The organism is Hymenobacter crusticola (assembly GCF_002154225.1).
Taxonomy (GTDB): domain Bacteria; phylum Bacteroidota; class Bacteroidia; order Cytophagales; family Hymenobacteraceae; genus Hymenobacter; species Hymenobacter crusticola.
This window is the reverse complement of the sequence record NZ_MTSE01000002.1, coordinates 13,187-25,536: the sequence shown is the minus strand read 5'-3', so window position 1 is coordinate 25,536 and position 12,350 is coordinate 13,187. Positions and strand designations below refer to the sequence as shown.

General features: G+C 54.4%; 12 protein-coding genes. 4 read left to right on the top strand and 8 right to left on the bottom strand.

All coding sequences use genetic code 11. From position 1 onward, the window contains the following. The first annotated feature begins 79 nt into the window (after positions 1-79). The 3 genes from BXP70_RS03430 (at position 80) to BXP70_RS03420 (ending at position 5,646) form a co-directional block, all read left to right on the top strand. Complete coding sequence (locus tag BXP70_RS03430; protein WP_086592638.1) at positions 80-1,228, top strand: TonB family protein; 1,149 nt, start codon at positions 80-82, stop codon at positions 1,226-1,228. Between the two features lie 274 nt (positions 1,229-1,502). Further along, positions 1,503-3,653: a M48 family metallopeptidase gene (locus BXP70_RS03425; RefSeq protein ID WP_086592637.1), complete on the top strand. Its 2,151-nt coding sequence runs from the start codon at positions 1,503-1,505 to the stop codon at positions 3,651-3,653. Between the two features lie 409 nt (positions 3,654-4,062). Beyond that, positions 4,063-5,646, top strand: coding sequence for a PQQ-dependent sugar dehydrogenase (locus BXP70_RS03420; RefSeq protein WP_086592636.1), 1,584 nt, complete (start codon positions 4,063-4,065; stop codon positions 5,644-5,646). A 72-nt stretch (positions 5,647-5,718) separates the two neighbouring features. Here BXP70_RS03420 and BXP70_RS03415 read toward each other — a convergent pair whose 3' ends face one another. From BXP70_RS03415 to BXP70_RS29350, 4 genes are all read right to left on the bottom strand, one after another. Then, entirely contained in the window at positions 5,719-6,477 is a 759-nt protein-coding gene (locus BXP70_RS03415) for an alpha/beta fold hydrolase (RefSeq protein ID WP_086592635.1), read from the bottom strand. A 202-nt stretch (positions 6,478-6,679) separates the two neighbouring features. Continuing rightward, positions 6,680-7,213 (bottom strand): YceI family protein, encoded by a 534-nt coding sequence (locus BXP70_RS03410; RefSeq protein WP_086592634.1) that lies wholly within the window; start codon positions 7,211-7,213, stop codon positions 6,680-6,682. 184 nt (positions 7,214-7,397) lie between these two features. Then, the gene (locus tag BXP70_RS03405; RefSeq protein WP_086592633.1) at positions 7,398-8,027 is read right to left on the bottom strand and encodes an HAD family hydrolase; all 630 of its coding nucleotides are present in this window, start codon (positions 8,025-8,027) and stop codon (positions 7,398-7,400) included. Between the two features lie 148 nt (positions 8,028-8,175). Next, complete coding sequence (locus BXP70_RS29350) at positions 8,176-8,625, bottom strand: hypothetical protein (protein WP_143436357.1); 450 nt, start codon at positions 8,623-8,625, stop codon at positions 8,176-8,178. A 365-nt stretch (positions 8,626-8,990) separates the two neighbouring features. On the opposite strand from BXP70_RS29350, the gene BXP70_RS03395 reads away from it, so the two are divergent. After that, positions 8,991-9,446, top strand: a complete 456-nt coding sequence (locus BXP70_RS03395; RefSeq protein ID WP_086592631.1) for a DUF2141 domain-containing protein — start codon at positions 8,991-8,993, stop codon at positions 9,444-9,446. A gap of 87 nt (positions 9,447-9,533) precedes the next feature. Here the strand turns inward: BXP70_RS03395 and BXP70_RS29830 are convergent, their stop codons facing one another. From BXP70_RS29830 to BXP70_RS03380, 4 genes are all read right to left on the bottom strand, one after another. Next, positions 9,534-9,707, bottom strand: a complete 174-nt coding sequence (locus tag BXP70_RS29830; RefSeq protein WP_179197570.1) for a hypothetical protein — start codon at positions 9,705-9,707, stop codon at positions 9,534-9,536. A gap of 169 nt (positions 9,708-9,876) precedes the next feature. Further along, entirely contained in the window at positions 9,877-11,079 is a 1,203-nt protein-coding gene (locus BXP70_RS03390) for a dipeptidase (protein ID WP_245849483.1), read from the bottom strand. Positions 11,080-11,310: 231 nt separating this feature from the next. Continuing rightward, on the bottom strand, positions 11,311-11,646 hold the full coding sequence (locus BXP70_RS29345; protein ID WP_143436356.1) for a superantigen-like protein SSL4: 336 nt from the start codon (positions 11,644-11,646) through the stop codon (positions 11,311-11,313). A 137-nt stretch (positions 11,647-11,783) separates the two neighbouring features. Beyond that, positions 11,784-12,329, bottom strand: a complete 546-nt coding sequence (locus BXP70_RS03380) for a dihydrofolate reductase family protein (protein ID WP_086592629.1) — start codon at positions 12,327-12,329, stop codon at positions 11,784-11,786. Positions 12,330-12,350 lie beyond the last annotated feature (21 nt).

Sequence of the window (12,350 nt, the reverse complement as noted above, 5' to 3'; positions counted from 1 at the left end):
TAGGCATGTACTACTTGGAAGTACTTACCTTAAAACTAAGCTATTCAACAAGTCTTTATCCACTTCCTTACTATCACCCATGCAGAACGCTTACTGCCTCGCCATAGCCGGTGCGCTCCTCACTATTACGCCTAGCTTATTTGCCCAATCTACTCCTAGCCCTGTTGCTACCACAACTGCTTCACCCGTTTATACCTATGTGGAGCAGATGCCCTCTTTCCGAGGTGGCGGAACAGACTCGGTAATGGCTTATATCCGCCACAATACGCGGTACCCGGCCGAAGCGCTTCAGACCGGTGTAGCGGGCCGGGTGTTCGTGTCCTTTGTAGTCAACGCACAAGGGCAAGTAGAGCAGGCCCAGGTTTTGAAAGGTGTGCACCCTGCTTTGGATCAGGAAGCTTTGCGGGTAATTTCTACTATGCCCGCTGCTTGGCAGCCGGGCAAAAAGCAGGGCCAGCCAGTGTCGGTTGCTCTCACGATGCCTATCAACTTTGCCATGCAGAGCCAGAGCAAGTTATTGGCCCCTTATGCTAACACCAACGCTGGCGGTGCTAAGTATCCGGGTGGCCCAGATGCCTTGCTCGCCTACCTGGCTTCTGCACCGTACCCGGAAGCTGCGCACGCAGCCCAAGCCGAAGGTCGTGTCTTTATCAAGTTTAAGCTTGATGAGACAGGGAAAGTAATAGAAGCCAAGCCGCTCACAGCCTTTGAAGGCACACAACAAGGCAAATCGAAGCCCCGAACGATCAATAAACAAGTCGGCAGCACCTTAGAACAAGCCGCTACACAATGGATCAGCGCCATGCCCACTTGGCAGCCTGCTAGTAAGAATGGAGCGCCCGTCGCAAGCTCCGCCATCATTCTGCCGGTCACGTTTAGCCTCACTCCTTCTGCTAGCGCCGAGAAAGTGTATCCGTATGCCGATCAGATGCCCGTATTCAAGACGCTAGCAGATCCGACGGACATTCTAACGAAACTGCAACGCGCCGCAAGGTACCCTCCTATGGCGCTGCGCAACAAGATGCAAGGCAATGTGTATGTGTACTTCGAGGTCAACGAAGCGGGCGCACTGGAGAAACCCGAAATTGTTAGTTCAGTTGGCCGCGAACTAGATGATGCCGTTTTGGCGGCTGTCAGAAGTCAGCAACCGGCCGTAGCACCAGCCAAGCAGGAAGGCAAACCCGTGAAGGTGTTCTATATAGTGCCTCTTTCCTTTCACATCATGTAATAAGGTAGTAGCCGACAACTTACGCAAAGAGGCCGCCAACGCTACGCAACTTGCCGAGCACACGATCAAGCTAGGTCTGTTGAAAGAAGCAGCTCTTGCCTAAGTAAAAACGCACTGTCTTTTTACTATGCCACAAGCCCCAATGATGTTGTCCATCGTTGGGGCTTGTGTTTTTTGGTGGCTGCTTCACAAGAAAAAGTAAACACCTAAACGCAAGACCAAATAAATATTTATTTTCCCTCATATTATCAACTAAAAGCTACCGAGTTCATCTATGACTTCAACTCTATACCCTCCTTCCCCGGCGGTGTTGCCTGCTGGTTTTGACCGTCCTAACCTGCGTTATAGGTGGATGATTGCGGCGATGATGACCAGCATCCTGCTCTTCATTTTGCTCTACCTAGCTTTGCTAGCCGCTGCCTTGTGGCTGGTGTATTTCACCCTAACAATGCGCCTGCCCACTTACACTATGTGGACGGCGCTTTTCCACCTAGGATGCGTAGTGGCAGCCGCTATGGTCGTCGTGTTCTTGGTGAAGTTCTTCTTCAAGGCAACTCATAAGGAGCAGGACGGCCAGCTACGGCTTGCCCCTGAGGCACAGCCCGAGCTATTTGCTTTCATCCAGCAGCTCTGTGCTGAATCGGGAGCACCTATGCCTAAGAATATCTACATCGACGCGCAGGTCAGCGCTTCCGTGTCGTATGACAACACGCTACGGAGTTTGTTTTTACCCACGCAGAAGAACCTACTGATCGGCTTAGGTTTGGTGAATGGACTGAACCTAACGGAGTTCAAAGCTGTGCTGGCTCACGAGTTCGGGCACTTTGCTCAGCGCACCATGCGGCTGGGTAGCTATGCGTACACGGCCAGCCGCATCATTCATGACATGGTGTATGAGCGTGATGCCTGGGATGAAACCTTGAGCAAATGGTGCCAATTGGATATTCGAGTTTCGATCGTAGCGTGGCTGATGACCACCGTGGTATGGGCCATTCGGAAGGTGCTGGAGCTAGCTTTCCAAGGCATCCATTTAGTGAATGCCTCGCTGTCACGAGAGATGGAATTCGAGGCCGACCGCATGGCCGTGCGCATGGCGGGCTCCGATGCTATTTGCCAGGCGCTGTATCAGCTAGGGCCAGTGAGTACAGCTTTGCAACAAGCGATGGGACAGCTTAGCACCGCTCTAGAACATAAGTTGGCGACCAATGACCTATTCTATCATCAGACCCTTTGCCTTCGGGAAAGCTTAGCAGAGCGCTTAACGAGTACTTTGCCGTCATCAGAAGGGCCTAAGCGGCTCTTCAAACCTGACGAAGTGCAAGTGGTAGAAATGTACGCCAGCCATCCGGCGGACTATCTGCGCGAGCAGCGTGCCCAAGCACTAGAGGTGCTAGGGCCAGTAGACGAACGCTCGCCCTGGCTGCTCTTCAATAACCCCGACGAACTGCGCCAATCGGTTACGCACATCATCTATTCCGGAGCGGATACCCAGCTGGGCACTACGTTGTTGCCAGCTCAGGAAATAGAGGAATTCTTAGCCGCCGAGCGGCATGAATTAACCTATCATCCACAGTACGCAGGAACCTACGACACGCGCTTGCTCACACTGCTAGACCCTAGCACGTTTGCCGAGCTGGCCGAAACGACAACGCTGCCGATCGATAATCTAGTGGAGGCTCACCAGGCCTTGTTTGGGCCGGAACTGCAAGCGCGCACTGACGCCGCGAAAACCCGCCACGCTGATTTGCAGCGGCTGGCACTTATTCAGGGAAAGCGTACCAAGGAATCTCACTTCACGGTGCAGGGCATAACGTACAAAGTGGCGGAAGCGGCCTCGGTAACAGAACGTCTCACGCAAGAGAAGCAACAACACACCGCTTGGTTAGCAACCTTCGACCGCCAAGTAGTGGCGCTACACTGGCACCTCTCCGCCAGCAATGCGCCGCAACGGGCCGCTTGGCTCGCTCGCTACCAAGTGCAGTATGTGATTCAGCAGGCTTTGGAAACGATCCTGCAACTTCTGAACGACATGCGTGAATCTATCCAAGAGATATTCAAAAAGGGCCAGCTAACGGAACGTGAGGTGGGCACTTTCAACATCCTGTTTAGGAAGCGCCTCGATAGTTTTGATGCTGCGCTACAACCGCTTCGGGTTACTGAGTTGCTGCCTCTTGTGCATCTAGCATCCTACAAGACACTGTATGACTTCGTTATGCACTCTTACGAAATGCCACATGTCGTACTGTTAAGCAACAACTCTCTTTCCGACTTCTTGGGTGTACTGGACGGAAGCAGTGAACGGCTTCAACGCTTATATTTTAAAAACCTAGGTGCTCTACTATGCCTTCAGGAAGAGTTGGTCGCTTCGGCAGAATGCCAACCGAAGCCTACGCCAACAGCTGAACTATCCTTGGTTAAAGACTAACTTCTTTCGGGAGCCATGCAATAAGTACGCGCGTCATGTATACCTAGCTTTCGGCAAAGCGAAGAAGTGTTTCTATACTTGACACAGAAGGCAAAGCGACGGATTTAGTTATAAAACAGCACTGCCCTCGTGCCAGCTAGGCACGAGGGCAGTGCTGTTTTATAATCCGACCAACTTGTATATCATTTACGACCACGCCATCAGCTTACTAAAGCGGCTGTTCTTTTCATCCCAGTGCAGAAAAGCTAGGTTGCTCGCCTTGAGTTGCTCGAAGAACTCATTCCAGGAGTTGCTTTTACCGCAACGATCAACTCTTTTTTTGTGCGCCGTTGCTGGAGATAGTAGCGCTAGACTATTTTTTATAATTAGCGTAAGGCCATACTAGCCAAACCTTTACTACCTATCGCTAATGAAAAAACTATCTACGCTCATTGGGCTGCTCCTGCTATCCGGCTTAGGACATGCCCAAACATTTACCCGCACCGAACTACCCACCTCCCTGACCACCCCGTGGGAAATGACGTATGGCCCGGACAATTACTTGTGGCTAACCGAAGCCGGCGGGCGGGTTTCGCGCGTGAACCCTACCACGGGCGAAAAGACGGTGGTGTATACAGCGCCCGATTATTTCGCTGGGTCGCCGCTGGAGCAGTCGCCGCTGTGTTTTCAACCCAACATTGGCGTTGGTACCCTAGGGTTGACGCTGCACCCCGATTTTCTGGCGAGTGCTACTTCTTACGTTTATTTCGTTTACTCATACAACAGCGGCACTGCCGCGGCGCCAGCCACGAAGTTCAAAATTGTCCGGCTGACTTGGGATGCGCCTAATGGCCGCGTAATCGGGAGCCAAGACCTAGTGTTGAACATGCCCACGGGCTACGACCACCTAGGGGGTCGATTGTTGGCGGTCAAACAGAATGGGCTTTCCTACCTCTACTTCACCGTGGGTGACAACGGCGTTTCGGACACGAATAGCCCTGATTGCTACGTGCCGCAATCGAATAATCCGAACAACTTGGCGCAGGACCCGGCTTACAAAAATGGCAAAGTGCATCGGTTCAATATCGACGGTACTATTCCCACCGACAACCCCATTCCCGGCAATTCCTTCTTCACTCGGGGGCACCGCAACCCGCAGGGCCTCATCTACAACCCGGTGCGCAACATTGTGTACGACACCGAGCACGGCGACCGTACGGACGACGAAATCAACGTGTTGGAGAAGGGCATGAACTACGGCTGGAAGAACGTACGCGGGTATCATGGCGACGACAATTACCCCGGCGAAACGGCGTACATCAACGCTTACGTGCCCAACCCCCTCATTGCCAACGACCAGCTGAAACCAGCCATGTACGCATGGTGCGCCGTGCCTCAACCCACCACGTCCACGTCGGCAGACTGGTGCTCCGTGGCTCCATCGGATGGTGCCTACTATGGCAGCAACGCTATTCCGGCCTGGACCAACAGCCTACTGGTGGTGACGCTGAAAAACGGGTCGAATACTGATCAGGAGTTGTTCCAGTTCAAGCTGAACCCCGACGGCGTGACCCTAGCACCCGCTACGCCATCCGACCCAAACCCAAAGCGCTTTTTCACCGCCGATCAGGAGCTCAATGGCCGCTTGCGCGACGTGGCCATCTCGCCCGATGGCAACAAGATTTATCTGACCACTAACAACTTTGGCAGCCCGGACAAGATCATCGTCTATACCTATAGCCGGCCCTTGGCAACGGCAGCTCGTCTGCAACGCGAGATAGGGCTCTACCCAAATCCGGCGCAAGGAAACGTAACGCTGGATTTAAGCCGCTTACCGGCCGGAAACTACGGCGTAGAATTGCTCGACGCCCTAGGCCGACCGGTAGGGCAGCAACAACTGGTTGCTAGTCAGCGCCCCCAGGTTTTAGATGTTCAACCGTTAGCCACTGGCACGTATTGGGTGCGCGTGTACAATGAGAAAGCCCAACTGGTTGTGCCGTTAGTGCGCAACTAACAAGCCTCTCCTGTCATTTTCGTTTACCAGTTATAAGCAATGACTGACCTAGGCAATCCGACCCTAGGTCAGTCATTTTGCAAATACGCCAGCCACAAAGTCTAACACGGCGCGGCGCGTTTCGGTGGGTCGCTCCACAAAACCTAGGTGCCCCACCCCATCTAGGAACAATGCCGTGCTGACGGGCGGCAGCGCCACTTGCGCCAAAGACGTGTCGAGGGTGATGGCCAAATCTTCTTTGCCCACAATGAACAGCACCGGAAACGTGGCATTGCGCAGTACCGCCGTGCGGTCGGGCCGGTCGCGCATGGCTTGCATGCCGGCCAGCACGCTCGCTGGCGGCGTATTGATGCCCATTGCTTCGAGCTGTTGCCGCTCATTCATCATCGTTTGCTCGTTGGCATCGGCGAAGAGCGGCCGGATGAACGTACTCATGAACTTCTCCACGCCGTGCCGCTCCACAAAGCTGATATTTTTGTTGCGGTTGGCTTTTTTGGTTTCGTCGTCGGGCAGGGCCGACGAGTGAAACAGCACCAAACCTGCTACGTAGGCCGGATACTTTTCGGCAAATGCGAGAGCCGCATAGCCCCCCATGGAGTGCCCGACCAGCACGGCTTGCGAAGCTCCTGCTTTAGCAAGCTCTTCCTTAATAAACTCCCCCAAGGCCTCCATCGAGTAATCAGCGGCTTGCGGCGCATCTTCGGCGCCGTAACCGGGAAAATTGGGCGTGAGGACTTGATACGCCGCTGGAAAGTCACGGGTAAATTCAGTCCAGATTTCGCGGCTTTCAGCAAAGCCGTGCAGGAAGATGAGGGTTGGTTGGGAAGACATAGTAGAACTAGCGAGGTGATGTAGTGCGAATCGCAGCGAGGTGCTGGGCTGGCGCCTTGTTGCGGTTCGTCGGTTGGTGCGAGCCTAGGCCGGCTCGCAATGTTGCACAACGATACGCGCAGTCGGTGCTTCGCGCTACAATGCCACAAAAAAAAGCCACCCGCTTGGGTGGCTTTTCGAAAGCGAGGTTGCTAAACCTAGGTTATGCTTGCTTTGCAAACTGCACGCTAGCAACGAGTTTCACTTCGTCGCCTACTACCACAGAGCCAGCTTCGGTTATACCGCTCCAGGTCAGACCATATTCTTTGCGGCTGATTTTGCCGGTCACATCAAAACCCGCTTTGAAGTTGCCGTAGAAGTCGCTGGTAGCACCACCGAATTCTACATTCAGAGTTACGGGCTTGGTTACGCCGTGCAGGGTTAGGTCACCGACTAGCTTATACTCGTCGTCGCCGGTCTTCGTCATCGAAGTCGACTCGAAAGTGAGTTGGGGATACTGAGCGGCATCGAAGAAATCAGCGCCTTTCAGGTGTTCGTCACGGCCTTCCTGGCCCGTATCGATGCTGGCGATATCGGCCGAGAACCGAACTTTAGCGTCTGCGAAATCTTCGCCTTCTGTTTCGGCTTCGCCGGTGAAGCTCTTGAACGACCCCGTAACGGTCGAGATAACGAGGTGCTTTACTTTGAACTGAAGTTCGGAGTGCATGGGGTCAATGACCCATTTGGTAGTTGCCATGTCAGTAGAGAACTGAAATGATGAGTATAGATTAATTAATTACTGGGCAGTTGCGCTTCTAGTTGGTACCATTTTGGGCCCTGACCTAGCAACTACTGCGACAAAGGTAATAACTAATGTACGTACATCAATCAATTCTGTCCTATTTTTATTTTTTGCATCCAACTTTTGCTTTGCATAGGCTTTAACTAGCGGCGGGTAGCACGCCTAGCGCCTCAAGTTCGGTGCGCAGCTGCTCCGGCGTTTGAAAGTGAATTGTGTGCAGGCCAATGGCTTGCGCCGCTTGAATATTGCGCAGGTTGTCGTCGATAAATACGGCTTGCTGAGCTTCCACCCCGTAGCGCGTGAGCAGCAGGTGATAAAACTCGGGGCTAGGTTTGCGCATCTTCTCCGTGCCCGACACTACAATGCCCTCAAACCAATGCAGAAACTCGAACTGCGCCAGCGCTATTGGAAACGTCTCGGCCGACCAGTTGGTGAGGGCATAGAGGTGGTAGCGCTGGCTAGCGCGCAGCTCCGTCAGCACTTGCACGGTGCCGTCGATGGCGCCGCCGAGCATCTCCGACCAACGGCCGTAAAAGTGTTCAATAAGCTCTTTGTGCTGGGGGTGCTGGGCAGCTAGCAAAGCAGTACCTTCGGCCAAGGAGCGCCCGGCGTCCTGCTCTTCGTTCCAATCAGAAGTGGTAACGGTGCTCAAGAACGTGTCCAGCTCCTGCTCGTCGGTGATGAGCTGGCGGTACAGGTAGCGCGGGTTCCAGTCAATGAGCACGCCACCTAGGTCGAAGATGACGGCGGTGATAGGGGGAGAAGTCATAGCAAAAGCCTAAAAATGAAACGTATCGGTTAGCAAGCTGCGCAGCGCAAGCTAGCTGGGGGCGAAGGTAGGTACCGCCAAACAGGGCACAAAAAAACGCCCGGTGCTGCCGGGCGTTTCAGAAATAGCAATTAGTATACGCGTTTGGCTAGCGCAAACCGCCTGTGGTAGAGCCACTACCGGAAGTGCTACCGCTGGTGCTGCCACCCGTGGTACCGCCGCTGGTTGAGCTGCCACTGGTTGAGCTGCCGCTGGTGCTCGACGAACCACTGCCCGAGCGGCTGCCGCTTTTGCTACCGCGCATGGCGCCTTTGGTGCTCGTGCCTTTGCCCATCGAACGTCCGGATCCGCTCGTTGAACCCGACATACGACCACTACCCGAAGTAGAGCTGCCAGCCGTTGAACCGGAAGTCGACATACTTCCCGAGCCGGAGGTGCTGCCGCCCGACCCAGATGTCGACATGCTGCCGGAGCCGGAAGTGCTGCCACCTGCAGTAGAGCCCGAAGTACTACCGCCTGTAGAACCGGAAGTAGTTTGCGCTTTGGCCGTGGCCAGCGTAGCTGCCAATACGGCAACCATTACGACTATTTTTTTCATAAAAGTGTTTTTTGGGTTGGGTGAGGGGAAAGGAAAGCTGAGCTTTAGGCTCTGTATGTCAAATGTTTACGTGCACATACAGCACTAAGATTAGAAAATAGCACGCTGTTCAGCTATAAGTAATTCACTATTAGCACACTAAAATTTTCAGCACTGCATGTGCAGTTCAGCTTAGGTACTTTCCAACCTGAGCTGAACTGCCCCGTTTCTACTTTAGCAAGCTGCTAGTGAACCCACTTACTAGCCAAGGCTAGCTTCGGCAACGCTTTGTTCATGCTTGTTTCTAACAGGATACCAGCCCTCTATGCAATCTTTTTGCGTAGAAGGGCGTTGCGCCCGTAACCAGCACTTGCGTCTGTCTCTTTATGCACAAAACCAAACTCACGCTTCTGCTCACCGCCAGCAGCCTTGCCTGCACTTCCGTAGCTCGGGCAGGCTCCGACAACCCCGCGGCGACGTCGTCCATCACGGTAGTGGTTTCGAACCTAGCTTCCACCAAGTCAGCGGTAAAGCTGTACTTCTATAACCTGCGCGAAAAGTTTTTGAAGCCTAACGGCTACGTATTCAAGAAAGTAGTGCAGCCCAGCGGACAGAGTAAGATAACATTGCCCGTGGATCTTCCGCAGGGCGAGTGGGCCGTGGCCATTACCCAAGACACCAACAACAACGACAAGCTGGACAAGAACTTCCTCGGCATCCCAACGGAGCCGTTTGCCTTTTCCAACAATGTACGTCCCAAGCTTAGCCCTCCGGACTTCAACGATTGTAAGTTCGTCGTTGGTGGCACGAGCACGGTGGTTACCATTACCTTAAAGGAATAAAACTCTGCCTACCGCCACGGATACTATACCCCAGCAAAAGGGCCGCTTCTGTGGAGAAGCGGCCCTTTTGCTGGGGTATACCCTAGGTTAGCCGTTAGTAGCGTCCCCGGTCGTGGTCGTGGTCACGATCACGGTCGTGAGCGTAGCCACGGTGCCGGTCATGGCGGTCGTACCGATCGTATCGGCCGTGGCGCTCATAGCGGCCGTTGTCGCGGCCCCGGTAGGCGCTATCTCGGTGGTACACACAGTTAGTAAGCGCAAAGCAGGATACTATAGCCAGAAACAAACGAATAGATTTCATCTCGTTGAAAGTCAGGATGGAAAAAAGGACGCTTCTCACCGAAGGCCACTAGGTATTAAACGATATTTTCTTGGACTCGTTCAATACACCTTGGTTTAATCCCTAGGATACCTAGCTTTTCCGTGGCCCTTAAGCTTTGCCTTTTTCCACCGCTCGCATTACCCGAAATAGGTTGCCGCTCCAAATTTTGTTAATGTCGCGGGCCGAGTAGCCACGGCGTACGAGTTCCATGGTCAAGTTCGGAAAGTCGCCAATATCGGCCAGGCCCGTGAGAATGGTCCCGCCATCGAAGTCGGAGCCGATGCCTACGTGGTCGATGCCGGCCACTTGTACAAGGTGGTCGATCTGGTTGGCCGCGTCCTGCACATTGGCCAACGGTACCGGGTACTGCTTCTCAATTTGCGTGTATTCTGCCAGGGCTTCCTTGCGGTCGGCGGGCGGCAGCGCATACACATTGAGGAAGGTTTTGATGTGCCATTTGGCGCAAAATGCCTGCTCCGCCGCCTGCCGCTCAGGCGATTTCTGCTCTGTTTTTACATACGGGCTAAAGAGGTTCAGCTGCACTACGCCGTCGTGCCGGGCTAGGTCGCGCAGCATGTCATCGGTGAGGTTGCGGGCCATATCACTGAGCACGCGGCTACCCGAGTGCGAGGCAATGATGGGCACCGTAGAGAGGCGCAGCACGTCGTAGAACGTAGAATCAGAGGTGTGCGACACGTCGACCATCATGCCCAGGCGGTTCATCTCCTGCACCACTTGGCGGCCAAAAGCGCTCAACCCTTGGTGCTCGGGACCTTTGGGGTCGGTGGAAGAATCGCAGATATCGTTGTTGGAGGAGTGGCAAAGCGTGATGTAGCGCGCTCCTTGGTTGTAGTAGGTTTGGAGCATACCTAGGTCCTGCCCAATTGGGTAGCCGTTTTCCATGCCAATAAAAATGGCGCGCTGCCCAGCTTTGCGGATACGCAACGCTTCGTCGGGCGTCGTTGCCAGGGCTAGCTCCGTCGGGTGCTGCTTGATGGCACCGTGGATGACATCGAACAAGGCCTGCACTTCTTGCCGGATGGCGGCTGTGCCTTCCGGCGTGCGCGGCCCCTGCCCCACATACACCGCCCAAAACGCGCCATCCAGGCCGCCGCGCTTCATCTTGGGGAAGTCAACTTGTGCTTCTTCGGCGGGCGTGTGATCTTTGGTGAGGTCGAAGCCGGGTTTGAGCAGGTTACCGGGCGTATCCTGGTGTGAGTCGAGCACGAACGCCTGCTCGTGGATGGCGCGGGCTTTGGCTTGTAGTTTAGCCTCAGCGGTTTGGGCACGAACAGATAGCGCGGATAGCATAAGCAGCATCGGGAGGAAAGCAGTGCGAAGGTGGAGCATGTAAACCAGCGTACGTGAGTTGAACAAGGTACACAGCGCCGGGCAAGCGGCAGCTATCGACGGCTCAGAATAGCTTTTGCGGCGCTCCAATAGGCCAGAAACAAGTACATGGGGTAGCCTTTAGCTTTTGCCAAGGCCCAAAGAAAAAGGCCACCCTAGGGGCGGCCTTTTTCTTTGGGCAAGCTTTGTGGCTTACTGGGTGGTGCTGGTGGAAGTCGACGATTTCATCTTCGACTTTTTCATCCCATCCTTCTTCATGTCTTTATTGGCCTTCTTCAGGTTGCCGCCCGTTGTGCTACCCGAAATGGTAGAGCCGCTGGTGGTGCCCGTTTGCATGTCGCTGGCCGGCTGGGTGTTGCTGCTCGGCAGCGTGCCCAACGAGCTATTTGGCTGCGCGGGTGGCGACGACTGGGGGCTAGCCGTGCCGTTTACGGTAGGCGTGGTGCCCGTAGCGGGCGAAGTAGTTTGGGCGGCAGCAGCCGTGATGCTCAACGAACAAACAGTAGCAAAAGCAAGTAATGTTTTCATCGGAGGTGTCTTGTTAGGAAAATCGAAAGACGGGCAGGTTCGGTGACCCGCCGTTCCCTCATACGGTTTCTGGCCGAGCTATGTTTAGGTCTGCCCATCTGCCGCTTTCGGCCTAGGCTCCAACGGCCGCAGCAAACCTAGCTGCTGCGGTCGGGCTGGTAGGTGAGCACCGTCACGCCCGAGGCAAACGTCTGCGCGTCGGTCAGCTTTAGCGTGGCCATGCTGCCTTGCCTAAATAAGCGCTTGCCTTGGCCTATCACAACTGGGAAGAACATGATCCGGTATTCGTCAATCAGGTCATGCTGCATCAGGGTTTGAACCAACTGCCCACTGCCGCCCACCAAAATGTTTTGGCCGGGCTGTTGCTTCAACTGCGCTACTTCTTCGGCCACGTTCGTGCGGATTACGTGCGAGTTGTTCCATGCGGCTTCCTGTAGCGTGGTCGACACCACGTACTTAGGCAAGCTGTTCATGCGGTCAGCGAAGCCTTGTTCATCCTTACGGTCTGGCCAAGCGGTTGCAAACCCTTCGTACGTCACGCGCCCCAGCAATAAGGCATCGGAAGCCCGCAGCTCGTTGAGCTTGTACGTAGCCTGTTCCTCATTAAAGTACTTAAAAGTCCATAGAGGCTCTTCCATCACCCCGTCTAACGACAGGAACTCGGACACAATTACTTTTCTCATAGCGTTCTGACCAGCAGTAAA